The organism is Sulfurifustis variabilis, from assembly GCF_002355415.1.
Classification (GTDB): domain Bacteria; phylum Pseudomonadota; class Gammaproteobacteria; order Acidiferrobacterales; family Sulfurifustaceae; genus Sulfurifustis; species Sulfurifustis variabilis.
On record NZ_AP014936.1, the window covers coordinates 3,215,203 to 3,238,858 of the forward strand.

The 23,656-nt window shown below is 70.1% G+C and carries 17 protein-coding genes; all 17 read right to left on the minus strand.

What is annotated here, in order from left to right; all coding sequences use genetic code 11:
- Positions 1-10: 10 nt before the first annotated feature.
- Positions 11-877, minus strand: coding sequence for a universal stress protein (locus SVA_RS15525; RefSeq protein ID WP_096462088.1), 867 nt, complete (start codon positions 875-877; stop codon positions 11-13).
- A complete protein-coding gene (locus SVA_RS15530) occupies positions 874-3,894 on the minus strand; it encodes an HAD-IA family hydrolase (protein ID WP_096462089.1) in 3,021 nt (1,006 codons plus the stop codon). Before SVA_RS15530 ends, SVA_RS15525 begins: the two co-directional genes overlap by 4 nt.
- Positions 3,891-4,544, minus strand: coding sequence for a histidine phosphatase family protein (locus tag SVA_RS15535; protein WP_096462090.1), 654 nt, complete (start codon positions 4,542-4,544; stop codon positions 3,891-3,893). Before SVA_RS15535 ends, SVA_RS15530 begins: the two co-directional genes overlap by 4 nt.
- Positions 4,545-4,555: 11 nt before the next feature.
- Positions 4,556-6,952, minus strand: coding sequence for a phosphoketolase family protein (locus SVA_RS15540; protein ID WP_096462986.1), 2,397 nt, complete (start codon positions 6,950-6,952; stop codon positions 4,556-4,558).
- 115 nt (positions 6,953-7,067) lie between these two features.
- Positions 7,068-7,406: a hypothetical protein gene (locus tag SVA_RS15545; RefSeq protein ID WP_096462091.1), complete on the minus strand. Its 339-nt coding sequence runs from the start codon at positions 7,404-7,406 to the stop codon at positions 7,068-7,070.
- Positions 7,407-7,509: 103 nt separating this feature from the next.
- Positions 7,510-8,220, minus strand: a complete 711-nt coding sequence (locus SVA_RS15550) for a DsbA family oxidoreductase (protein ID WP_148665515.1) — start codon at positions 8,218-8,220, stop codon at positions 7,510-7,512.
- A gap of 13 nt (positions 8,221-8,233) precedes the next feature.
- The gene (locus SVA_RS15555; protein WP_096462093.1) at positions 8,234-9,418 is read right to left on the minus strand and encodes a cation:proton antiporter domain-containing protein; all 1,185 of its coding nucleotides are present in this window, start codon (positions 9,416-9,418) and stop codon (positions 8,234-8,236) included.
- A gap of 103 nt (positions 9,419-9,521) precedes the next feature.
- Positions 9,522-10,811, minus strand: a complete 1,290-nt coding sequence (locus tag SVA_RS15560; protein ID WP_169924137.1) for an MFS transporter — start codon at positions 10,809-10,811, stop codon at positions 9,522-9,524.
- Positions 10,808-13,342, minus strand: coding sequence for a plasma-membrane proton-efflux P-type ATPase (locus tag SVA_RS15565; RefSeq protein WP_096462095.1), 2,535 nt, complete (start codon positions 13,340-13,342; stop codon positions 10,808-10,810). The genes SVA_RS15560 and SVA_RS15565 overlap by 4 nt, the downstream gene beginning before the upstream one ends.
- Positions 13,343-13,357: 15 nt before the next feature.
- Positions 13,358-14,548 carry a Na+/H+ antiporter NhaA gene (gene nhaA, locus SVA_RS15570; protein ID WP_096462987.1) on the minus strand — a complete coding sequence of 397 codons (1,191 nt, stop codon included), beginning with the start codon at positions 14,546-14,548 and terminating at the stop codon, positions 13,358-13,360.
- A 64-nt stretch (positions 14,549-14,612) separates the two neighbouring features.
- Positions 14,613-15,287 carry a hypothetical protein gene (locus SVA_RS15575; protein WP_148665517.1) on the minus strand — a complete coding sequence of 225 codons (675 nt, stop codon included), beginning with the start codon at positions 15,285-15,287 and terminating at the stop codon, positions 14,613-14,615.
- Positions 15,280-16,161, minus strand: a complete 882-nt coding sequence (locus SVA_RS15580; protein ID WP_096462097.1) for a formate/nitrite transporter family protein — start codon at positions 16,159-16,161, stop codon at positions 15,280-15,282. The genes SVA_RS15575 and SVA_RS15580 overlap by 8 nt, the downstream gene beginning before the upstream one ends.
- Positions 16,154-17,044, minus strand: coding sequence for an alpha/beta fold hydrolase (locus SVA_RS15585; RefSeq protein WP_169924138.1), 891 nt, complete (start codon positions 17,042-17,044; stop codon positions 16,154-16,156). The genes SVA_RS15580 and SVA_RS15585 overlap by 8 nt, the downstream gene beginning before the upstream one ends.
- A 193-nt stretch (positions 17,045-17,237) precedes the next feature.
- Positions 17,238-18,440 (minus strand): MFS transporter, encoded by a 1,203-nt coding sequence (locus SVA_RS15590; protein ID WP_096462099.1) that lies wholly within the window; start codon positions 18,438-18,440, stop codon positions 17,238-17,240.
- On the minus strand, positions 18,437-20,845 hold the full coding sequence (locus SVA_RS15595; RefSeq protein ID WP_096462100.1) for a heavy metal translocating P-type ATPase: 2,409 nt from the start codon (positions 20,843-20,845) through the stop codon (positions 18,437-18,439). Before SVA_RS15595 ends, SVA_RS15590 begins: the two co-directional genes overlap by 4 nt.
- 37 nt (positions 20,846-20,882) lie before the next feature.
- The gene (locus SVA_RS15600) at positions 20,883-21,662 is read right to left on the minus strand and encodes a copper resistance protein B (protein ID WP_096462101.1); all 780 of its coding nucleotides are present in this window, start codon (positions 21,660-21,662) and stop codon (positions 20,883-20,885) included.
- Positions 21,659-23,593, minus strand: coding sequence for a copper resistance system multicopper oxidase (locus SVA_RS15605; RefSeq protein ID WP_096462102.1), 1,935 nt, complete (start codon positions 23,591-23,593; stop codon positions 21,659-21,661). Before SVA_RS15605 ends, SVA_RS15600 begins: the two co-directional genes overlap by 4 nt.
- Positions 23,594-23,656: the final 63 nt, after the last annotated feature.

Genomic DNA, 23,656 nt, shown 5'->3' on the forward strand with positions numbered 1-23,656 from the left:
CCCCTCGCCGTCAGCCGAAGGCCTCGCCGACCTTGAGCCGGAACGGCTCCCGGGGCTGCGGCTTCACGAGCAGCAGCGGGCAGCGGATGCGTCGGATGAGCATCTTCAGCACCTGCGCGTGCCCGACCATGAAATCGCCATGCCAGCCGACGACGAGGACGCTCGCGTTAACCCGGCCGATCAGACGCTCGATCTCTTCGGCGATGTCGCCCTGCGCGAGATGGAAGGCCTCGATCCGGCTTCGCTCCTCGGCCGAGCAGAGGGGGCACGCCCGGGCCACGAGCTCGTTCAGGGACTGTGCGAACTCGTGATGCAGCTCGTCCGCATAGCGCCCGCCCGCCTCGCCGCCCTCGGTATCGGCGACGTGCGCGATCGCGACGCGGACATTGAGCGCGTGCGCGAGATGCAGCGCCAGCGTCAAGGACTCGTCCGTGCGGGCCTCGCCACTCAGCGGCACGAGCGCCGAGCGCCACGGAAGCGCTTCCTCGTAGACCGGCGGCAGCACCAGCACGGGCGCGCGGCTGCGCTCGATGACCTCGCGCGTGACGTGCCCGACGATCTGCGCCGCGTCGGCGGTCCCGGCCGCCGCCGACTCGCCGCGTGCCGTCATGACCACGAGGCCTGCGCGATAGCCCTCGGCGGCGGCGAGGATGGTATCCGCGGCCGCGCCGCGCGTCTGGTGCACCTCGACGCGCGGCCGGTAGGGTTCCGGCACGCCGAGACGCGCGAGCGCCTGGCCTTCGGGGAGCGGCTCGCCGGCGTTGAGCACGTGCACGCGCGCGCCGAGGCGCGCGCCGAGCCAGGTCGCCACGCCGAGGCCCTTCAACGCCTCGCGCGAGCCGTCGAGCGGCACCAAAATATCGGACACGAGCGTCATCGTCCCTCCTCGGCGGGCGCAACGCGCACGGGGTACCGGTGTCCCCGGTACGCGAGCGTGAGCGCCACCTCCCCCCACTCCTCGAGCAGGCGCCGCGGCGCCTCGCCATCCACCACCGGCCCGTCCTCCGTGAACCGCACGCCGAGGAAGCCGAACACCAGCGCCTGCCAGGTGCCGCCCATGCAGGCGGCGTGCACGCCGAGCGCGCTGTTGCCCATGGTGTTCGAAAGATCGAGCCACAGGCTCTCCCGCCAGTAGCGCCGCGCGTCGTCGACGAGGCCGAGGCGCGCGGCGAGCGCGGCATGCACCGAGGGCGAGAGGCTGCTGCCGTGGTCGGTGCGCGGCTCGTAGTAGCGGTAGTTCGCGGCGAGCACCTCGCGCGAGAACGCTTCGGGGAAGAGGAACGGCACCATCAATACGTCGGCCTGCTTGATCAGCTGGCTCGCGTTGATTTCCTCGGCATTGAACAGGCGCTCGAGCGGCGGACGAAACCGCTCGGCTTCGGCGGGCCGGTACTCGCGCCGGTCGAAGTAGCCCTCGAACTGCTCGATCACCCCCGCGTCGTTGGGTGCCGGGATGTAGAGCTCGCGCGCGATCTCCTCCCATGCGCCGATCTCCTCGGGCGCGAGCGCGAGCGATGCGGCGAGCGCTTCCCAGCGCTCCGGGTGCTCGAGGGCGAGCGAGCGGCCGACCCAGATGGCCTTCTCCAGGTTGAAGTGCGCCATCCAGTTGGTGTAGGCGTTGTCGTTCACCGTGTGGTGGTACTCATCGGGCCCGGTCACGGCCCGGATGTGGTAGTGGCGCGGACCACGGATGCAGCGGCTCGCCCAGAACCGCGCGGTCTCGAGCAGGATCTCCGCGCCCGGCCCGCGCAGGAACGCGTCGTCGCGCGTCGCCTGCCAGTAGCGCCATACGCCGTAGGCGACATCCGCCGTCACGTGCACTTGCTCGTAGCCGGTGTAGATCGGGATCTCCTTGCCGGTGGTCTTGAGCACGATGCGCCGGGGTGTGGTGTCCGCCCCGGTCACGGTCGACTCCCAGGCGTAGCAGGCGCCGCGGTAGCCGAGGCTGCGGGCGCGCTCGCGCGCGCCGTCGAGCGTGCGATGGCGGTAGAGGAGCAGGTGGCGGGCGATGTCGGGATCCGTGTGCAGATAGAACGGGAGCATGAACACCTCGACGTCCCAGAACACGTGGCCCTCGTAGGCGCGGCCCGATAGCGAGCGGGCGCCGACCGAGACCCGCGGATCGTGGTCGGCCGCGATGCGCAGGTGATAGACGTTGAAGCGCAGCGCCTGCGTGGTCGCGGGGCTCGCTTTGCATTCGATGTCGGCCGCCGCCCAGAACACCTCCCAGCGCGCCTCGTGCGCGGCGCGCTCGCGCTCGAAGTCCTCGAAGCGCTTGCCGAGCACGTGCGCTGCCGCCGCGCGCACCGGCTCGGTCCCGTCGCGGCTCGTGTAAACGCTGAGGTAGCGGCGCAGCCGCACCGTGACGCCCGCCTTCCCGCCGGCCTGCCAGATCACGCGGTCCTGCTGTTCGCCCCCGAGTCCGGCGCGCGACGCAAGCGCGACCGTGTAACCGGAGGCCCGGGTCTTGTACGCGCGCAGGTCGAGACCCGCCGGCGCGTCGACCTGCACGGGCTCGAGATGCGGGTGGTCGAGCGCGAGGGAAGCTTCGTGGATCGAGGTATCGAGCTGCACCAGGCTCTCGTGGTTCTCGCAGGTCACCGACACCTCCTGGAGCAGCAGGTGTGGATCCGCGGACGAGGCGCAGCGCCACGCCTCGACCCGGGTGCGGCGGCCGCGGTCGTCTTCATAGAGATAGTGGCTTTGGAGCGCACCCCGCGCGAGGTCGAGCACGCGCCGGTGCACGCGCCATGGCCCTTGCGCGAGGTCGAGCCGCTGCCCGTCGACTATGATCTCGAGCCCGAACGGAAACGGCGCCGAGACGATCTCACTGTAGGCATAGTCGCTCCGGTCGCCGGTGAGGAACTCGAGCTCCGAATACGGCAAGCTCGATTGCTTGCGGTCGTAGATCCCGGCGATGAAGAGGTCGGCCTGCGATCCCGGTAGCGGCATATCGAGCGTGCCGCGCACGCCGAGGTAGCCGTTGCCCACGGTGAAGAGGCTCTCCATGCCGTGCTCGCGCGCCGGGTCGAAGCCTTCCTGCTCGACCTGCCACGCGCGCGCCGCGAGCGCCGGCGCCGCTTCGGGCGCGCGCGCCTTCGCCCGCTCGCGGAAGCGGGCGGCGAGCGTCTCTACGGTCAGCTCACCGAGGTCGGCGACCACGACGTCGGCGCCGCGGCTGGCGAGCGCCTCGCTGTTGCCGCCGCGGTCCACGCCCACGACGAGCCCGAAGCCGCCGCGACGCCCCGCCTCCACCCCGGCGACCGCGTCCTCCACAACGATTCCCTGCCCCGGCTCCGCGCCAAGGCGTTTCGCCGCCTCGAGAAACACGTCGGCGTCCGGCTTGCCCTTGAGGCCGAGGTTCGCGGCATCGACACCGTCGAGGATCACGTCGAAGAGCCCGATCACGCCCGCGGCCTCGAGCACCTCGCGCCCGTGTCGGCTCGAGGTGATCAGCGCGGTCGGCACGCCCCGTGCGCGCAGCGCCTCGATGAGCGCGACCGTGGCGCCGTAGGCCCGCGCGCCCTGCGCGCGCAGGCGCTCCTCGAAGAGGGCGTCCTTGCGACGGCCGAGGCCGTACACCGTCTCCTCCCCCTCGCCGTCGGCGGGATCGCCCGCAGGAAGCGTGAGGCCGCGCGAGGCGAGAAAGGCGCGCACGCCCTCGTAGCGCGGCTTGCCGTCGACCTGCGCGAGGTAATCGCCCTCGAGGTCGAACGGCCGGAATCCGGGCTCGCCGCGGCGTTCGCGCTCGCGCAGGTAGGCGTCGAACAGCTCCTTCCAGGCGGCGGCATGGAGGTCGGCCGTGCGCGTGACGACGCCGTCCATGTCGAAGACGACGACCCGGAAGCCGGGCTCCGTGGGATGCGGGTCACCTTGCTGCGTCTTCGCCTTCATGCGCGTTCGCTTTCTGGTGCCGCCTTCGGGCCCGACCGTGTTGCCCGTAAGCCTGGCACGCTTCCCGGGACGCAGATCTCGTTCCACAGCCGGATGACCGGCTCGTTCGGGTCGTGGTGGTATCCCAGCATGCTGAGCGAGGTCGTATCGAGGTAGAAACGGCGGCCTTCGAGAGCGGCGAGGCCGGTCCAGCGCGCGGCGAGCACCCGCAGGATATCGCGGTGCGCGAAGACGAGGGCGTCCGCCGCGATCGCGCGCAGCCGCGCGAGCAGGCGATCGGCGCGCGCTCCCACCACCGCGGCGGTCTCACCGTCCGGACACCCGTCCTCGAACAGACGCCAGCCGGGCCGTTCCCGGCGGATGTCGACCGTACGCCGGCCCTCGTACTTCCCGTAATCCCATTCCATGAGATCGCGCTCCGCCTGCGCCGAGCCGAAGCCGGCGAGCGCCGCGGTGCGGCGCGCCCGCTCGAGCGGACTGGTCAGGACCAGCGCGAACTCGATGCCCTCGAGCCGCGCGCCCAATGCGCGCGCGTCTTCCTCGCCCCGCTCGGTCAGCGGTATATCGGTACGGCCCGTATGCCGGCCGCTTGCGCTCCAGGCAGTCTCGCCGTGGCGCGCGAGGTAGACAGCGGGAAGATGCTCGACCATGTCCGTTCGCCTTAGTACGGCCACTTCCAGTCGCGCACTTCGGGCGTGTCCTCGCCGTATTCCTTGATGTACTCCTGGTGCTCGATCAGCTTGTCGCGCAGGAGCTGCTTCACGTGGGCCGCGCGGTAGCCGAGCCCCGGGACCCGGTCGATCACGTCGGCGACCAGGTGGTAGCGGTCGAGGTCGTTGCGCACCACCATGTCGAACGGGGTGGTCGTCGTGCCCTCCTCCTTGTAGCCGCGCACGTGCAGGTTCTTGTGATTGGTGCGCCGGTACGTGAGCCGGTGGATCAACCAGGGGTAGCCGTGGAAGGCGAAGATGATCGGCTTGTCGGTGGTGAAGAGGCCATCGAACTCGCGGTCCGAGAGCCCGTGCGGGTGTTCCTCTTTCGGCTGCAACGTCATCAGGTCGACGACGTTGATCACGCGCACCTTGAGGCTCGGCAGGTGCTGGCGGATCAGGTCGACGGCCGCGAGCGTCTCGAGCGTCGGCACGTCGCCCGCGCAGGCGAGCACCACGTCCGGTTCGCCGTCGGCATCGTTGCTCGCCCACGCCCAGATGCCGATACCCGGCGTGCAATGCTTGATTGCCTGGTCCATCGTGAGCCACTGCGCCTGCTCCTGCTTGCCGGCGACGATGACGTTGACGAAGTTGCGCGAGCGCAGGCACTGGTCGGCGACGTAGAGCAGCGTGTTGGCGTCGGGCGGCAGATAAACGCGCACGACCTCCGCCTTCTTGTTCATCACCACGTCGAGGAAGCCCGGGTCCTGGTGCGAGAAGCCGTTGTGGTCCTGGCGCCAGACGTGCGAGGTCAGCAGGTAGTTGAGCGAGGCGATCGGACGCCGCCACGGGATCTCGCGCGTCACCTTGAGCCACTTGGCATGCTGGTTGAACATCGAGTCGACGATGTGGATGAACGCCTCATAGCACGAGAACAAACCGTGGCGGCCGGTGATGAGGTAGCCTTCGAGCCAGCCCTGGCAGGTGTGCTCGGACAGGATCTCGAGCACGCGCCCGTCCGGCGCCAGGTTGGCCTCGTCCGTGGGCAGGCGCTCGGCCACCCAGGCGCGCCCGGTCACCTCGAACAGCGCGCCGAGGCGGTTCGAGGCGGTCTCGTCCGGGCCGACGACGCGGAAGTTGCGCGAGGGAGCATTCGCCTTCATCACGTCGCGCAGGTAGACGCCCAGGGTGCGCGTCGCCTCCCCGAGCACGCCCCCGGGCCGTGGCACCTCGACCGCATAGTCGCGAAAGTCGGGCAGGTACAGGTCCTTGAGGAGCAGCCCGCCGTTCGCGTGCGGGTTCGCGCCCATGCGGCGGTTCGCCTGCGGCGCGAGCGCGGAGAGCTCCGGCCGCGGCGCGCCGTGCTCGTCGAAGAGCTCTTCCGGCCGGTAGCTCTTCATCCACTGCTCGAGGACCTTCAGGTGCTCGGGCTTCGTCCGGACCTCGCCGAACGGCACCTGGTGCGAACGCCAGTGATCCTCGAGCTTCTTGCCCTCGAGTTCCTTCGGCCCGGTCCAGCCCTTCGGGCTGACGAGGATCAGCATCGGCCAGCGCGGGCGCTCGCCGAGCGGCTCGCGCCGCGCGCGCTGCTGGATCTCGCGGATCTCATCGAAAATGCGATCGAGCGTCGCTGCCATCTGCTGGTGCATGCGCTCGGGCTCCGCGCCTTCGACGAAGTGAGGCTTGTAGCCGTAGCCCACGAAGAGCGATTCGAGCTCGGCCCGGGGGATGCGCGCGAGCACGGTGGGATTCGCGATCTTGTAGCCGTTCAAGTGCAGGATCGGCAGCACCGCGCCGTCGCGCGCCGGATTCAGGAACTTGTTCGAGTGCCAGGCGGTGGCGAGCGGCCCGGTCTCGGCCTCGCCGTCGCCGACGACGCAGGCGACGACGAGATCCGGGTTGTCGAACGCCGCGCCGTAGGCGTGTGCGAGCGAGTAGCCGAGCTCGCCGCCCTCGTTGATCGAGCCCGGCGTCTCGGCGGCGGTGTGGCTCGGCACCCCGCCCGGGAACGAGAACTGCTTGAAGAGACGCTGCATGCCGTCGGCGTCGAGCGTCACGTGCGGGTAGAGCTCGCTGTAGCTCCCCTCGAGCCAGGTCTGCGCCACGAGCGCCGGACCCCCGTGGCCCGGCCCCGTGACGTAGATCATATTAAGATCGCGCGCCCTGATGAGACGGTTCAGGTGCACGTAGATGAAGTTGAGCCCCGGCGTCGTGCCCCAGTGGCCCAGCAGCCGCGGCTTCACGTGCTCGGGCTTGAGCGGCTCCCTGAGCAGCGGGTTGTCGAGCAGGTAGATCTGCCCGACGGAGAGGTAGTTCGCCGCGCGCCAGTAGGCATCCATGCGGCGCAGTTCCTCGGCGCCGAGCGGGCCTTTCTGCTTGAGCGTCTCGACTCTCGCTTTCTCTTCCATGGCGTTCACCTCCATTTCAAGGACTGCGGCCTGCGCGCGTCGGGCAGGTCGGACACGCCGCCTCCTCGCCCGGGGTCCGACGGAAGCGCCGGCCGCTTCGCGGACCGCCGGCGCCTCACTTGCCGCCCGCCATCAGCGTGACCGCGGTTGTCTGCATCCCGGCGTCGCGCGGCTCGCGCGTCACACGCAGCCGGATACCGGTGTCCTGTTGAGTCTGCGCGAGCAGGGAGGCGACCTTCAGCGTGGCGCCGTCGTCGAGCAGGTAAAGCCGATCGTCGTCGGTGATCAAGCCATAGCCGCTCTCGACGCAGTGTCCCATGAGGCCGCACTCGCGTCTGTGCCGCCGGGCAGTCTCGAGCAGCCCTTGCCGGCGGTACTTCCGGATACAGCCGATGTCGATCAGGTAACCCTCGATAACCTCGCTCGCCTGCTGCGTTTGGCTGGTATCGGTCATGTGTCTTCGCCTCCTTTCACCGTCGGGTTCCGGCCATCTTCATTTGCAGGCTTCCTGGCCGGTTCGCCCGGGAAGGCAGACCGCCCCTCGAGTGATCGCGGATTCAGCACCATGTCGCCTCGCCGTAGTGCGGGTTGCGCAGCAGCTCGCGTACGTTCGCCTCGATGATGCGGTAGCCGACATTACCGTACAGTCGCTGGCGCCCCTGGTTGAGAACCAGTGTGGGACTGCCCGGGACCTGGTAACGCTCCTTGGCTTCGATATCGAGGTGAAACGCGGCGTGTGCCTCGCCGTCCTCGATCAATCGTTGAATCGAAGGAGACGGCAAGTTCAGCGAGCGCGCAACTTCTTCGAGTACCTCGCGGCTCGCCACGTTCCTCGCGTCTTCAAAGAAGACCTGGCGCATGCGCCACGCGGCCGCCGGGAACCGGGAACGCGGCGCCCCTTCCGAACCGCCCTCCGAAGGAATCTCCCCGCGCCGCTCCAGCAACTGCACGGCCTTCAGGAACAGATGAGCCGGCGTCGACGAGGCGGGGACGGCGTCCAGCCACAGCCGCGGGTGCACGGTGACGTGGGACCAGGCGCCGGCGATTTCCTGCACGTGGCGGCCGAAGCCGGCGTAACCGCCCCGATCGCGCCACCCTCGCCCGATCCGCTCCTCGCTTGCGGCGAACAGGGGCAGGAAGCGGTACACCAGATCGACCTCATTACCGAACTCCTTCTTCAGCTCGTCGATGCGCACCTGACCGGCGTACGCCCACACGCACAGGACGTCGGTGAAGTATTCGATGGTCACTGGCTTCCCGACAGCCATTCGACCCTCGACGCTAGTTGCGCTTCGCGCCCGGAAAGCAGATCGCCTGCGCCAGCGGTTCGGCCGAGGCGACCAGCAAGGGTGTGAGCGCGATGCTGAGGATGATGGTGGCCAGAACCACCTGTAGCGCGGACTCGACCAGCAGGCCCTCGGCCGCGGCCAGGGTCACGAGCACAAGGCCGAATTCGCCGCCCTGCGACAACAGAATGCCCGCCTGCATGGCGGTGCCGCGGGGCACGCCGAGCAGGCGGCCGAGCCCGGTCATCGTCAGCGTCTTCAGCACGAGGAGCAGGACGAGCGCGAGCAGGATCCAGGGCAGCCACCGGAGCACCGCCGGAAGATCGAGCATCATGCCGATGACGACGAAAAAAAATCCCAGCAGCACATCGCGGAACGGCCGGATCTCTGCCGCCAGTCGCTGCCGATATTCGGTTTCCCCGAGGAGCGCCCCGGCCAGGAAAGCCCCGAGCGCCCGCGACAAGCCGGCGAACGCGGTAACCCAGGCCGCCGCGAGCGCGAACAGCAACGCCGCGAGCGTGAAGAGCTCCGCAGAGCCGAACGCCGCGACGGAGCGGAACACGGGGCGCAACACCCAGCGGCCGGCGAGGATCATCGCGGCCACGACGATGGCGCCCTGCACGAGCGCCCAGCCGATCGCGCGCCAGCCCGTCTCGTCCGTCCCGGCACCGAGCACCGGGATCAGGATCAGGAACGGCACCACCGCGAGATCCTGGAAGATGAGCACGGCCACGGACAGGCGGCCGTGGAGCCCGCCGAGCTCGCCACGGCGGCTGAGCTCGCGGGTCACGACTGCCGTCGAAGACAGCGCGAGCGCGCCCCCGAGCACGAAGGCCGCGCCCGGGGTGATACCCGCGATCGCCCAGGCGAGCACGGCGGCGACGGTGGCCGTGACCGCTACCTGCGCGCCGCCCAGGCCGAAGACCTGCTTGCGCAGCGTCCATAGACGGGCCAGCGAAAACTCCAGACCGACCGTGAAAAGCAGCAGCACGACACCGAGCTCCGCGAGCGAGTGCAGGTCGGCCGTGTGCGGGATCCACGCGAGACCATACGGGCCGACCGCCGCACCCACCAGGAGATACGCCACGAGCGACGGCAGGCCGAGGGGTTCGAACAGCGCCAGCGTGACGACGGAGGCGACCAGAACAAGGATCACCGCCGTGAGTATCGGTTGCTCCATTCACTGGATCTCGAGCTGTCATCCGGGGCTTCCAATCGATATGTGCCCTCGAGGCGCCTGACTCTAGAACCTGTGCGCTGCTGACAGGTCAACCCCTCCGACGTCATTCCTCTTCGACCGGCGCGGTGGGGCTTTGCGCACCGCGGGCCGCCCCTGCGCGATCGCGGATGCGGTGGACAGCAGGGGCATCGGGAAGCGACCGAACGATCGCCGCGGCCAGCGCGGCCCCGAGCAGGACCGTTGCCGTGATCCAGAACGGCGCCTGGGGCAGCAGACCGAAGATCCACCCCGCGCTCGCCGAGCCGACACCCTGGCCGAGGCTCGCCACGCCGATCTGGCGGCCCAGCGCCCGCCCCTGCCCCGCGGAGCCGGCGGCGCGGGAGACGGCATAGGCGAGGAGCGGGATCAGCAGCCCGATGCCGCCGGAGACGAGGGCCGTCGAGACGAGGAGTGCGGCGAACTCCACGGCGGCGACGAGGCCATAGAGGCCGGCCGCCGTTACGGTGAAGGCGAGCACCAGCGCGTATCGGACGCCGATTCTCTTGAGCAGCGGGGTGAACAGCACGAGTTGTACCGCCGCCATGACGAGGCTGCACTCGATGAAGAGGGTACCGAGGCGATCGGCGCCGAGGCCCAGGACCTGCTGCGTCCGAAGCGTGAGCGCGGTCTCGAAGCTCCCCAGCCCGAAGAGACCGAGCAAGCTGAACACGAGCAGGATTCCGAGGCGCGGGCGACTCCGCGCCGGCGCCGCCGGTCCCGGCATCCGTCGCGCGGGCGCCGCCTCCGGCAATCGCAGGTAGACGGCGAGCCAGACGAGCGCGCCGAACGCCGCGGCCATGCCGAGGCCGAGAACGGGACCTTCGAGCCGCAGTCCCCACGCGCCGGTATCGATGGCGGCGAGCCGGCCGCCCAGCGCCGGTCCCGCGACGAGCGCAAGCGTGCTCGCGGCCGTGAGCCAGGCGAAGCGGCGGGCGCGCTGCTCGAGCGGCCCCACCTCCGCCGCATAGGCGAGCACCGCCGGCAGCACGGCCGCGACGAGCGCGCCGCCGGCCGCGCGCGCGAGGTACGCCGTCCAGAGCGTCGTCGCGAGCCCGAACGCGACCAGGGACGCCACGCACCCGGCGAGGCCGAGCAGCAGCACGGGCCGGCGGCCGAACCGGTCGGACGCGCGGCCCCAGAGGGGAGCGAAGAGGAACAGCATCAGCATGTACAGGCCCGCGAGCAGCCCGGTGTGCGCGGATACCGTCAGCCGCGAGGCATCCTCCGCCAGCCGCTCGACGAGAAGGGGCAGCACGGGAAGGATCACCCCGTAACCGAGGTACGCGGCGAACAGGGTGGCCATGAGGAGAAACAACGGCGCCGGCCGCCCCCCGCTTTCCGTCTCGCGCCTCATGCGCCGACCTCGCCGCCGTCCGCTCTCGCGCTCGTCGGCGAGGGCCGCGGGCAGGCGCAGCTCGCCGGCGGGCACTCGCACGCATGCAGGCTCGCGTGCGCCCGCTCGAGGTGACGTGCGTGTCCGCCGAGCCCGCGCTCCCAGAGATCGAGCACCCAGACCCGGGCGGCGTTGTTGAACGGGAACCAGGCGAGCGCGTAGGCCCACACCCCGAGCGCGTAGGTCCAGCCGATCGGCTCGAGCAACCAGCCGTAGACGGCCGCGAGCGTGCCGGCGACCTGCGTCGCCTCGGTGGCCCAGAAGAGCCGCGCGGACGGCCAGGGGCGCCGCCAGAACCAGCGCTCGCTGCGGGTGATGTAGATCGTGAGGTGCCCCGCGACGAGGAGCTTGAGAAAGATCACCGTCTGGATCTGCGCGGGCGCGAGCGCGAGCACGTCCCGCACGAGCCAGAAGAGCACGAAGGACGCGATCACCCCCGTCGTGCCCGCGGTCACGGCAACCAGGAGCACCCGCGGCATCGCCCAGCGCACGGGGCGCTCGGCCACGCGCACGTTGTCGTAGGCGATCATCATGATCGGGAAGTCGTTCAGCACCGCGAGCAGCACCAGCATGATCGGCGTCACGGGATAGAAGTCGAAGACGACGATGGCAGCCGCGATGAAGCCGAGCACGCGAATCGTCTCGGCGACGCGGAAGACCGCGTAGCTGCGCATGCGCTCGAAGATCTTGCGCGCCTCCGCCACGGCGATGGCGATCACGGAAAGCCCCGGGGCGGTGAGCACGAGGTCGGCGGCGGCGCGCGCGGCGTCGGTCGCGCCGCTCACCGCGATCCCGATGTCGGCCTGCTTGAGCGCCGGCGCGTCGTTCACCCCGTCGCCGGTCATGCCGACGATGTGCCCGGCGCGCTGCAGCGCGCGCACGATCTTGAACTTGTGCTCGGGGAAGACCTCGGCGAAGCCGCGCGCGGCTTCGATGCGCGCCGCGTCGCCGTCGCTGTCATCGTGCGCGAAGACCCCGCGCGCCGAGACGATCTCGGTCCCGAGGCCGAGCTCGCGCGAGACCTCGCGCGCGATGGCCGTGTGGTCGCCGGTGACCATGCGGACGTCGAGGCCCATGCGCCGGATCGCCGCCACGGTTTCGGCCGAATCGGCGCGCGGCGGATCGGACAGCGGCAGCAGGCCGAGGAAGCGCCAGGGCCCGCTGTCCTCGGCGCGCGCCACGCCGAGCGTGCGATAGCCGCGCGCGGCGAGCGCCTCGGTCGCGCGGCGGATGCGCTCCGCGAGCTCGCCGCCAGCCCCGACGAGGCCCGCGATCGCCTGGGGCGCGCCTTTCGCGACGCGCACGCGCCGCTCGCCGTGGCGCACCTCGGCCTCGGCGCGCTTGCGCACCGGATCGAACGGGTGGAAGGCGACGACCGCGTACTCCGCCAGGGCGCGTTCGTCGCCGAGCCGCGCGAGGATCGCCGCATCGATCGCATCCGGGCTCTCCCGCTCGCTCGCGAGAGCGGCGGCGAGGAGCACCTCCGCCGGGGCGGCGGCGCCGATCACGACCGGTTCCCCGACCGTGAGCCGGTTCTGGGTGAGCGTGCCCGTCTTGTCGGCGCAGAGCACGTCCATGCCCGCCATTTCCTCGATCGCCACCAGGCGCGAGACGATGGCCTGTCTGCGCGCGAGCGCGGAGGCGCCCACCGCGAGCGTGACCGACATCACCGCTGGGAGCGCCACGGGGATCGCAGCCACCGTCAGGATCAGCGCGAACAGGAGCGTCTCGATGAACGGGTCGCCGCGAAACAGCGCCACCACCAGGACCAGCGCGACCAGCCCGAGCGTCGTCAGGATCAGGAAGTTGCCGATACGCAGCACCGCCTCCTGGAAATGCGAGCGGGCCCCGGCGGTCTGGACCAGGCCGGCCGTGCGGCCAAAGTAGGTCTTCATGCCGGTGGCCGCGACCACGCCCTGCATCTCGCCCTGGCGCACCACCGACCCGGAGTAGGCCGTGTCCCCCGCCTTCTTCTCGACCGGCAGCGACTCGCCGGTGAGCGCCGACTGATCGAGGCTCAGGTAGCCGCCACCCGCGAGCGCTACGTCCGCGGGCACGATGGCGCCCAGACGCAGGAACACCACGTCGCCGGGGACCAGCTCGCGCGCCGGGAGATCCTGCCAGCGACCGTCGCGCAGCACGCGGGCGACGGGCGCGAGCCGCTGCTTCAGGGCCTCGATCGCGTTGTCGGCCTTGTGCTCCTCGAAGAAGCCGACGCCGGCATTGATGAGCAGCAGGCTCGCGATCACCGTGAAGTCCTCCCAGCGCTGTGCGGCGCCCGAGAGGAGCGCAGCCGCCTCGATCATCCACGGGATCGGTCCCCAGAAATAGGACAGGAACTTGCGCACCGCCGAGACGCGCTCCTCCCGGATCGCGTTCTCCCCGTGCTCGGCCCGGCGGCGGGCCGCCTCGGCGCTCGTCAGGCCCGGGCCAGGCGCGCCGGGGACCGGCGGCGAAGCGTCCGGTGTGCTCGGACTTCTCGTTTCATCCATTGCCGTCACGCCGCGTCACGGAAACGGCTCCGCCGCCCTCGGCGCCGCCTTGGCGCGCTTGCGGCCCGCGGGCAGCAGCACCGCCGTGCCGGCCGCGGCGGACAGTACCGAACCGACGATGACGCTGAGCCGGGCATCTCGGAACATCGCCGGATCGGCGAACGCGAGCCCGGCGATGAACAGGCTCATGGTGAAGCCGATGCCGGCGACCAGAGCCACCCCGTAGAGCTGGCGCCAGCTCGCCCCCTCCGGGCGCTTTGCCACCCCGAGCCGGACCGCGAGCCAAGTGGCGCCGAAGATGCCCAACTGCTTGCCGCCGAACAGCCCGAGCACGATCCCCAGCGAGGACGGCGACCCCAGCCCGCTCGCGCTCGACAGCGACAGCACGATGCCGGAGTTGAAGAACGCGAACGCCGGCACCACGCCGAGCGCCACCCAGGGATAGAGCTGATGCTCGATGTCCCGCAGCGGCGAGAAGCGCCGGCCGTCTTGCGTCGCCTTCATCGGAATCGCGAGGCCGATGACGACGCCCGCCAGGGTCGCGTGCACGCCGGACTCGAGCACGGCGAGCCAGAGAAACACGCCGGCGACGACGTAGGCCGCGGTGCGCGTCACGTTAAAGGCGTTGAGGCCGATGAGCGCCGCGATCCCGAAGGCCGCCAGCACCAGCGACGGCGTGGCGAGCCGCTCGGTGTAGAACAACGCGACCACGAGGATCGCGCCCAGGTCGTCGAAGATCGCGAGCGCCGTCAGAAACACCTTGAGCGAGGCCGGCACGCGCCCGCCGAGCAACGTGAGCACGGTCAGGGCCAGCACGGTGTCCGTGGCGGTGGGGATCGCCCAGCCGCGCATAGCGAGCGGGTCGCCGGCGTTGAACGCGACATAGATCAGCGCGGGGGCCGCCATCCCGCCCAGCGCGGCGAAGCCCGGGGTAGCGATCGCTTTGGGCGAGGACAGCTGCCCCTCCAGGATCTCGCGCTTGAGCTCGAGGGCGATGAGCAGGAAGAAGAACACCATCAGCCCCTCGTTGATCCACAGGATGAGCGGCTTGTCGATGGCAAAATCACCCACCCGCACGGACACGGGAAGGTGATGGACCGCGTCGTACCACTCCCGCGCGGGCGAGTTGTCGAGGACGACCGCGACGAGCATTGCCGCGATCGTGGCTAAACCGGCGACGTGTTGCGAGCGCGACCACCCCTTCATGATCAACACGAATGCTCCCATGCTCGCCGCGTGGGACAGCGGTTTCGCGCGCGATGCGATGGCTTCAAGACCTGCCGCCTGCGCCGTATGCCGTGCCCTGCTGCTGCGCGCCCGGTCGCTCCCAGCCGGGCACGAGGTCCCGGCCGCAGTTGATGCAGAACGGCTTCGGCGCCCCGGGCCGCCGCTTGGGCGCGCCCGGCGCGCATTCCTCGCAGGCGGCAATGACGAGCGAGGCGTCGGCCAGCTGCGCCTCGTCGAGTCTCAGCAGCGCCGACACGTCCACGCGGCACACGCCCGGTTCGCGCAGCAGCAGCTTGTACAGCCCGTGCGGCGTCCACACCCAATACTTGCGACCCAGGAGGTAGGAGGCGAGCGTTGCGCACGTCATCCAGCCGCGCACCTGGCTGCCGCGTCCGGGAACGGCTTCGCGCACGTGGAGAACGTCGCCGCGCGCGCCCCAGATCAGGAACTTGCGCGCCTGCTCCGACGTGATGGTCGCCGTCAAAAGACGGTGCCACCATGGCTCGAACAGCGTCCATTGGCCCGGACCGGCGGGCCGCATGGCGAAGACGTGTTTGTGGCGCTGGTGCACGAACGGATGCCACCATTGCTTGACGAGCCCGGGCACGAAGCAGACGAACCACCCACGCGGCTCGATGCTCACCGGCGATCCATCCTGGTCCAGCTCGAGCTTGACCACCTCCAGTTCGCGTTCCATGGAATCGCGTGCTTCAGACATGGGGGAAGTCCTCCTTTCCTTCATTCATGGCGCTGTGTTTCGAGCCGAAGCAGATCCAGAAAGGGAGTACGACGAGCAGGAAGCCGCCGAGGATGTTTCCGAGCGCGGCCGGGAGGATGTTCCAGGCGAGCGCCGCGCTCCATCCCGGCCCAATGCCCGCGGCCTCGGCCAGCGAGAAGTAGGCCATGTTCGCCGGGCTGTGCTGAAAGTTCGCGGCGACGAAAACCGATACCGCCAGGAACACGGGAATGAACTTGTCGACGACCGTGCGCCCCATCGTGGCGAAGAGCGCCGCCAGACCGACCAGCCAGTTCGCGAGCATCCCGGACCAAACGGCATGGAGCCATCCAATAACGCCCCCGATTTCCCGATACGCCATCTTGGCCGAGACTATTTCCTCCAGCCGTGAAGCGATCTCCGGCGGGTAGTGCTGCACCGTCGCGACGAGGTAACCCACGGCCAGCGCGCCGGCCAGATTGGCCGCAAAGGCGACCGTCCAGAATCGTGCCGCCTTCGCCAGCATCGTCGGCACCGAGAAGTGAAGCAGGGTCACCGGCATGACGACGTTGATCTCGGTGAACAGCGCGCACTGCGACAGAATCACGAAAAAGAACCCGGCGCTGAAGCCCAGGCCTTCGAGCAGCCGGCGCGGACCTTGCGTTTCGATGCCCGCGGAAAGCAGCACCGAGAACAAGGCGCCCGCGGCGATCAGCGCTCCCGCATAGGCCGCCAGTACGCTCACGTGAGCGACCGGCGCGTTGAGCAGGCGCCGCCCGCTGGACATGGCCATCGCCTCGATGGCCTGCCTCGTATCCAGACACTGGGACGGCGGTATGGCCGGGAGCTTGCCGCCGGTGGACTTCGCTTTAACCATCGGCAGATTCCTCTTTTGCGCTGCGCAGCTCAGCGAGGACGGCGTCGAGATGGCAAACGATGAGCGAGAGATGTCCCTCGTCCGGGAGGCAGCGCGACTCGCTGTCCGGCAGCGCGGCCGCGAGCCGCTGCGCGATGGCCGGAGGCACGATGTTGTCGTCCAGTCCCTGCCAGATCCGGACCGGCACCCTCACCTCCTTCAGGCTGAAGTCCCACGGCCGCGCAAGCAGCGTCAGCTCCCAGGCGGCGCCCCGTCCGCCCTGGCGCAGCGCCTCCGCGGTGCTCGCCGTGAACAGCGCGCGGTATCCGGGATCGGCGAGCACCCGGCGGTCCGCGGCGGGCGCGCCGGACATCATGTGCGCGAGCCAGCGTTCCGGATCCTGGCGAACCCAGCGTGCCGCGAGCCGGACCGCGAGACGCGCGAGCAGCGGCGTGCGCGCGGCGAGCGCCAACGCCAGCCGGTTGAGCCCGACCATGTCGGGCGCGAGCGGCATGCGGCCGAGCGGTCCCAGGGCACCGACGAGGGCCGCGCGGCTCACGCGCTCGGGAAGGCGTGCGGCGCAGGCGAGGGCATACGGCCCGCCGCCGGAGACCCCGACGACGGCGAACCGCTCGAGCGCGAGCCGATCCGCGAGCTCCGCCACGTCGGCGGCCCAGGCGCCGATGGTCCGGCCCGGCTGAAAGGTGGAGGCGCCGAAACCGGGACGATCCGGCGCAAGCACCCGCAGGCCGAGACCCCGAGCGGCGTCCGACGCGAGGCGGGCCTCCAGACGCGAGCCCGGATAGCCATGGAAGTAAAGGACAGGGCGTCCAGCAGGGTCGCCCAGAGCGAGCCAGGCGAGGATTCGGCCATCCGCCAACCGGAGTCGCTGTTCGCGCGCCATCGCGTGTCCGTCCGATGGCTCCCGGCGGCGTGCGGGCATCGCGATAACCTGTGCAGTCTTTCTCACGGGCCCGCGCCCGCTCCGCTGTCCGTCGGACCTGTGGAGGCTGTCCGTTTGTCGATCCCGAAGCACGGCCGAGACGACTCGTGACCGGAGCGCAGGAGAACGAGCGCGAGAGCGATGCCGCGGCGGATCACGGCTTACCTCCTTCCAGTCGGATGGGATACGGCTTAAGGGCCAAGATGGCCGCGATAACGAGCAGGCCGGCGGTGACCCAGTACGGCGCCTCGACGAGCAGGGCGAAGAGCCAGCCGGCGCCGGCCGAGCCCGCCGCCTGGCCGAGGCTGGCGGCCGCGGTCTCCCGGCCGAGCGCGGCGCCCTGCGCGGCGCCGGCGGCAAGCGACACGAGGTAGACGAGCGCCGGGATCAGGAGGCCCGATGCCGCGGCGATGAGCGCGGTGGCGACGAGCAGCAGTCGGTAATCCTGGCCGTAAGGCAACAGCCCCAGTCCCAAGGCCATCGCGAGGAACGCCGGCGCGAGCAGCGCCTGCGCCCTGCCGCGCCGGATCAGCGGACCGAGCACGAAGAGCTGCACCAGCACCATGACCAGGCTGCACTCGGCGAAGACAAAACCGATCGCGCGCGGGCCGAGGCGCAGCACCTGCTGTCCCGTGAGCACGAGCGCCACCTCGAAACTCCCGATGCCGAGCATCACGAGCAGCGACAGCGCGAGCAGGCGGTTCAGCGAGGGTGCGGCCGCTTCCCCGTCTGGCCGCCCACCTCGCGAAGCGGTCGTCGCGAATGAACGGCGCGCGGCGAGCGCAACGGCTGCGCTCAAGGCCGCGCTCGCGTAGAACGGCAGGGCGAGGGGATCGACGACGGATGTCTGAACGGAGGCGAGCCATCCGCTGACGCCGGGTGCGAGCAGGAACCCGATCGCCGCGGCCGCACTGAGCGCGGCGAACGCCTGTGCCCGGTCCGCGGGGGTCGACGCGTCGCTCACGTAAGCGTACGTTGCCGGCAACACCGCGCCGGCGAAGGCGCCGGCGAGCAGGCGGGCGCTGTACGCCAGCGCGAGCCCGCGCCCGAGCGCGAGCAGCAGCAGCGCGCCGCTCAGGCCGACGAGCCCGATAAGGATCACGCGCCGCCGCCCGATGCGGTCCGAGCTATGTCCCCAGGCGGGCGCCGCGACGAACAGCGCCAGCATGTACACGCCTGTGAGCAGGCCCGTGTGCCAGGCGACGGCGGCGCGCGCGCCCTCCCCGAGGCTGCGCTCGAGCAGGAACGGGAGCACGGGCAGCACCACCGCGTAGGCGACCGACACGACAAATACGGCCGCGAGCGGCAGCCGCAGCCCCGCCGCGACCCGGCCGCCGGCGGCCCAGGGCGCGCTCACTCCGCGACCGCCTCGCGCCCAGCCGCCGGGGCCGCCGCACCGGGTTGGCGGATGCCCTCGAGGCGCAGGAACTTGAGCAGCAGCGCGTTGACCGCGACCAGCACGGAGCTGCCGGACATCGACAGGGCGGCGATCTCCGGGCTGATGGTGAACGGATAGAACACCCCGGCCGCGACCGGGAACGCGACCACGTTGTAAGCCACGGCCCAGAACAGGTTCTGGCGCATCTTGCGCAGCGTCGCGCGAGAGAGGGTGATCGCGCCGACGATGTCGTAGGGATCGCTTTTCATGAGCACCACGTCGGCGCTCTCCATCGCGACGTCGGTGCCGGCGCCGATGGCGAAGCCGACGTCGGCCTGGGTGAGCGCGGGGGCGTCGTTGATGCCGTCGCCGACCATGCCGACCTTCCTGCCCTCTCCTTGCAGCTCCTTGATCTTTGCCGCCTTCTGTCCCGGCAGCACGTCCGCGAGCACGAGGTCGAGGCCGAGCTCGGCGCCGATGCGCTCGGCGGTGCCGCGGTTGTCGCCGGTGATCATGGCGACCTGCACGCCGCGCGCCTTGAGCGCGGCGATGGTATTCCCCGACGTCGGCCGCACGGCATCGGCGATGGCGATGAGGCCGAGTATCTTGCCGGCGCGTGCCACGTGCACCACCGTGCGTCCGGCGCCTTGCAGGCGCTCAGCCTCGGCGGCGAGGAGACTCAGGGCGACGCCCTGCTCGTCCATGAGCCGGCGGTTGCCGAGGTAGACTGTTCGCCCCGCGACGTCGGCGCGCGCGCCCTTGCCCTCGATCACGGCGAAACCCGTCGACTTTTCGACAGTGAGCCCCTCGGCCTTGCGCAGGATCGCCTGCGCGAGCGGGTGGTCCGTGCCCTGCTCGACGGCCGCTGCGGCGGCGAGCACCGTTTCGGCCTCCGCCGCCGGCACCACCTCCACTACCTCGGGCTGCCCGACGGTCAGCGTCCCGGTCTTGTCGAACACGATCACGTCGAGCTTGGTCGCGTCCTCGAGCGCCGAGGCGTTTTTGAACAGGATGCCGTTCATCGCACCGAGACCGGTGCCGACCATCACCGCCATGGGGGTGGCGAGGCCCAGCGCGTCCGGGCAGGCGATCACGAACACCGTGATCATGAGAGTGAGGCCGAAGAGGAACGGCTCGCCGATCGACCAGGTCCAGACCGCGAAGGTGAGGAGCCCGATGACGATGGCGGCCACGATGAGCCACTGCGAGGCCTTGTCCGCGAGGAGCTGCGCGGGGGCCTTGGAGTTCTGGGCCTCCTGCACGAGCTTGACGATCTGGGCGAGCGCGGTGTCGGCGCCCACCTTGGTCGCCCGGTACCGGAACGTGCCACTCTTATTAATAGTCGCGCCGATGACCGTGTCGCCCGGCTTCTTGCCGACCGGCATGGACTCGCCCGTGAGCATCGACTCGTCCACCTGCGAGGCGCCCTCGAGCACCTCGCCATCGACCGGAATCTTGTTGCCGGGCCGGATCACGACCGTCTCCCCCGCCTGCACCTCGGCGGTCGGCACCTCGACCTCGCGCCCGTCGCGGATCACGTTCGCCATCGGCGGCGCGAGGTCGAGGAGCTTCCGGATCGCCGCGGACGCCCCGGCGCGGGCGCGCATCTCGAGCCAGTGGCCGAGCAGGATGAAGACGAGCAGCACCGCCGCCGCCTCGTAGAACTGCACGCCCGCGAAGAAAAAGGTCGCGCCCACGCTGAAGAGGTACCCGGTGCCGACCGAGAGCACCACGAGCACCGCCATGTTGAGCACGCCGTTCCTGAGCGCCCGGTACGCCGCGATCACGAACGGCCAGCCGGGGTAGAGGATCGCGCCGCTCGCGAGCAGGAACAGCCAGAGGTCGAGATCGAGCCCGAACGGCGGCGGCAGCGCGGGCAGCGGCAGCCCCATCGGGGCCGAGAGGAAGATGGGCACCGTGAACGCGAACGCGATCCAGAAGCGGTTGCGCATGTCGCGCGCCATGGACTGCATGTCCATGCCTTCGCCGTGCCCCATCTCGTGGGCCGCCTCGTCGCGGGCGCGGGCGGGCGCAGCGGCGACTTCGTGTTCCGCGTGCGCGCGACGTGCCTCGGGCCGAGTCGGCGCATGTCCCGTGTGTGCCCGGGTCGGCGCGACGGCGACCGCTGCGGCGGCGGGCGGGTCCTCGGGCTTGCAGACGTGGTGCGGCACCACCTCGCCGGTACAGTGGAAGCCGCAGTCGCGTATCTTCGCCTTGATCGCCGCCAGGCTCGTCACGCGCTCGTCGTAGGTCACCGTGGCGCTCGCGGTGGCGTAGTCCACGTCCGCGCGTTCGACGCCGGGCAGGCGCTTGAGCTGCTTCTCGATCCCCATGTCGGAGAGCGGCGTGAGGATGCCGCCCACGTCCACCGTGCTCGTCTTCATTCGGCCTGCTCCTGTCGTTTTCGTGGCCATCGCGGTCTCAGAACCACGCCCGCACGCCGGCGACGATCGCGGTCCTCTTCGTCTCCTCCCCTTCCGCCTCGGCCAGATCGGCGGTGTCGCCGAGCTTGCGCGTCCAGCTCACGCCGACGTAGGGCGCGAATTCGCGCTTGATCTCGTAGCGCAGCCGCAGACCGAGGGTGACGTCGTTGAATCCGCGCCCGATGCCCGCCTCTTCCACCTCGTCCCCGGACACGTTCGTCTCGAAGCGCGGCTGCAGGATGAGCCGCTGCGTCAGCAGCAGGTCGTACTCCGCTTCGAGATTGGCCGACACGTCCCCCTCGTCGCTCACGTAGGCGGTCGCGTCCACCTCGAACCAGTAGAGCGCGAGCCCCTGTATCCCCAGGGCCGCGAAGCGGCGCACGGGCTTCGGTTTGGAGTCGTAGCGGATGCCGGCCTGCAGGTACCAGAACGGGGCAATCAGGCGTGCATAGAGCGCCTCGAACTGCGCCTCTTCCGTCTCGCCGCCGACCGCCTGCTCGCCCTCGGTCTTGAACCAGAACTTGTTCCAGTCGCCGCCGATCCAGCCCTGCGCGTCCCAGAGCCGCGTATCCGCGCCTTCGTCGTTCCACTGGTATTCCAGGCGGTCGACGAGCACGAACGGGATGATGGGATTGTCGTTGATCGTCTCCGGCCACTCCTTGGGCGGCAGCGGAAACGGCCGATCCTCGGCGGCCACCGAGGCCCGTGGCCATGCGGCGAGCATCCCGACCAGTCCTGCGACGAGCGCCGCCCGTTTCAATCCCAGGTGCACGCTCATGAGTGCACCTCCTTCTCCGGCAGGGGGACGTTCACCACGCGCAGCATCCCCATGTCGAGGTGATAGAGCAGGTGGCAGTGGAACGCCCAGTTGCCCGGCTCGTCGGCCGTGAGCTCGAACGCAAGCCGCTCGGCCGCCTTGACGCTGATCGTGTGCTTGCGCGGCCGATGCGCCCGGTCGGCGCCGGTGTCGATCTCCTTGAACATCCCGTGCAGGTGCATCGGGTGCTCCATCATGGTGTCGTTCACCAGCACGATGCGCAGGCGCTCGCCGTAGCGGAGGTACACCGGCTCGTCGACCTCCGAGAACTTCTTGCCGTCGAAGCCCCACATGAAGGTTTCCATGTTGCCCGTCAAGTGCAGCTCGATCTCGCGCGCCGGCGGGCGCAGGTCGTGGTTGGGCTCGAGGCTCTTGAGGTCGGTGTAGACGAGCACGCGGTGCGGGACGTTCTCGAGGCCGGTGCCGCGCTCGCCGAGGCGATTGCGCTGCACCGTCGCGACCGAGACGTTCGCCGGGCCGTGGGTGTCGGGTCCGTGGCGCGCGACGACCGGGCCCGCCTGCTCCATCCCGGGCATGGCCATCCCCGCGTGCGCGCCCCCGCTCGTCGCTTGCTTGCCCGCTTCCATGCCGGGCATCGCCATCCCGGGCGCGTGGCCGGCGTGTCCACCCTCCATGCCTGGCATCGCACCCTGACCCGTGCCCGCCGGCATCCCCGGCATGGCGCCGCCCTTGTCCATCGGCATGCCCGCGCCCATCTCCGTGCCCGCCATGCCCATCTCGCCCATGTCCATACCCATGTCGATCATGGTCCGCAGCGGCCGTTCGCGCAGTTCCGGAACCGCCGCGCTCATGCCGGGACGCGGCGCGAGCGTCGCGCGCCCGTAACCGCTCCGGTCCATCGCCTCGGCGAAGATCGTGTAGGCGCGATCCTCCCCGGGTTCGACGATGACGTCGTAGGTCTCGGCGACCGCGATCTGAAACTCGTCGCACTCGACCGGCTGCACGTTCTGTCCGTCGGCCTGCACCACGGTAAGCGGCAGGCCCGGGATGCGGACGTTGAAGAAGGTCGAGGCGGCCGCGTTGATGAAGCGCAGCCGAACCCGCTCGCCCGGCTGGAACGGCGCCGTCCAGTTGTCCTCGGGCGCGACGCCGTTGACGAGATACGTGTACGTGTACCCGGTCACGTCGCTGATGTCGGTCGGGCTCATGCGCATCCGGCCCCACATCGCCCGCTCCCGCAACGTCGCGCGAAAGCCGTTGCGCGACACGTCGCGGAAGAAGTCGCCGACCGTGCGCTGCTGGAAGTTGTAGTAGTCGCTCTGCTTCTTGAGCTTCGACAGCACGCGATAGGGATTCTCGAAGGTCCAGTCGGAGAGCAGGACCACGTGCTCGCGGTCGTAGGCGACCGGGTCCGTCCCGGCCGGGTCGATGATCATCGGGGCGTAGTGCCCGGCCTGCTCCTGCAGCCCCAGATGGCTGTGATACCAGTAAGTGCCGTTCTGCCGCAGGCGATAGCGGTAAGTGAAGGTCTGTCCCGGGCGTATCCCCGGGAAGCTCACGCCGGGCACACCGTCCATGTCCTGCGGCACGATCACCCCGTGCCAGTGAATCGAGGTGATCTCCTCCAGCCGGTTCGTGACCTCGAGCGTGACCGTCTCGCCCTCGCGGAAGCGCAGCAGCGGCCCAGGCACGGTGCCGTTGATCGTGATCGCCGAGCCCTCGCGCCCGCCGATCACGACCGGGGTGCGGGCGATGACGAGTTTGGCGACCTCGCCGTCGCGCACTTCGATGACCTGCGGCGGGCCATTGGCCGCCCGCGCCGGGCGGGGCGCGAGACCGCGCCAGCCCGCGAGCACGCCGAGCGCCGCCGTGGCCTGAAGAAAGCGGCGGCGGGAGATTGCGTTTGCACTGTAGCTTCCCTGCTCCTTCATCTTCGATCCTCCATGTTCAACGATCGGCAACCTACTTTTCGTCCACGACTCCCTTCGCCCCGC

Excerpts from the sequence above, each read along its gene's own strand:
- SVA_RS15525 (WP_096462088.1), bottom strand. The coding sequence starts at position 877 with ATGACGCTCGTGTCCGATATTTTGGTGCCGCTCGACGGCTCGCGCGAG.
- SVA_RS15530 (WP_096462089.1), bottom strand. The coding sequence starts at position 3,894 with ATGAAGGCGAAGACGCAGCAAGGTGACCCGCATCCCACGGAGCCCGGC.
- SVA_RS15535 (WP_096462090.1), bottom strand. The coding sequence starts at position 4,544 with ATGGTCGAGCATCTTCCCGCTGTCTACCTCGCGCGCCACGGCGAGACT.
- SVA_RS15540 (WP_096462986.1), bottom strand. The coding sequence starts at position 6,952 with ATGGAAGAGAAAGCGAGAGTCGAGACGCTCAAGCAGAAAGGCCCGCTC.
- SVA_RS15545 (WP_096462091.1), bottom strand. The coding sequence starts at position 7,406 with ATGACCGATACCAGCCAAACGCAGCAGGCGAGCGAGGTTATCGAGGGT.
- SVA_RS15550 (WP_148665515.1), bottom strand. The coding sequence starts at position 8,220 with ATGGCTGTCGGGAAGCCAGTGACCATCGAATACTTCACCGACGTCCTG.
- SVA_RS15555 (WP_096462093.1), bottom strand. The coding sequence starts at position 9,418 with ATGGAGCAACCGATACTCACGGCGGTGATCCTTGTTCTGGTCGCCTCC.
- SVA_RS15560 (WP_169924137.1), bottom strand. The coding sequence starts at position 10,811 with ATGAGGCGCGAGACGGAAAGCGGGGGGCGGCCGGCGCCGTTGTTTCTC.
- SVA_RS15565 (WP_096462095.1), bottom strand. The coding sequence starts at position 13,342 with ATGGATGAAACGAGAAGTCCGAGCACACCGGACGCTTCGCCGCCGGTC.
- nhaA (WP_096462987.1), bottom strand. The coding sequence starts at position 14,548 with ATGAAGGGGTGGTCGCGCTCGCAACACGTCGCCGGTTTAGCCACGATC.
- SVA_RS15575 (WP_148665517.1), bottom strand. The coding sequence starts at position 15,287 with ATGTCTGAAGCACGCGATTCCATGGAACGCGAACTGGAGGTGGTCAAG.
- SVA_RS15580 (WP_096462097.1), bottom strand. The coding sequence starts at position 16,161 with ATGGTTAAAGCGAAGTCCACCGGCGGCAAGCTCCCGGCCATACCGCCG.
- SVA_RS15585 (WP_169924138.1), bottom strand. The coding sequence starts at position 17,044 with ATGGCGCGCGAACAGCGACTCCGGTTGGCGGATGGCCGAATCCTCGCC.
- SVA_RS15595 (WP_096462100.1), bottom strand. The coding sequence starts at position 20,845 with ATGAAGACGAGCACGGTGGACGTGGGCGGCATCCTCACGCCGCTCTCC.
- SVA_RS15600 (WP_096462101.1), bottom strand. The coding sequence starts at position 21,662 with ATGAGCGTGCACCTGGGATTGAAACGGGCGGCGCTCGTCGCAGGACTG.
- SVA_RS15605 (WP_096462102.1), bottom strand. The coding sequence starts at position 23,593 with ATGAAGGAGCAGGGAAGCTACAGTGCAAACGCAATCTCCCGCCGCCGC.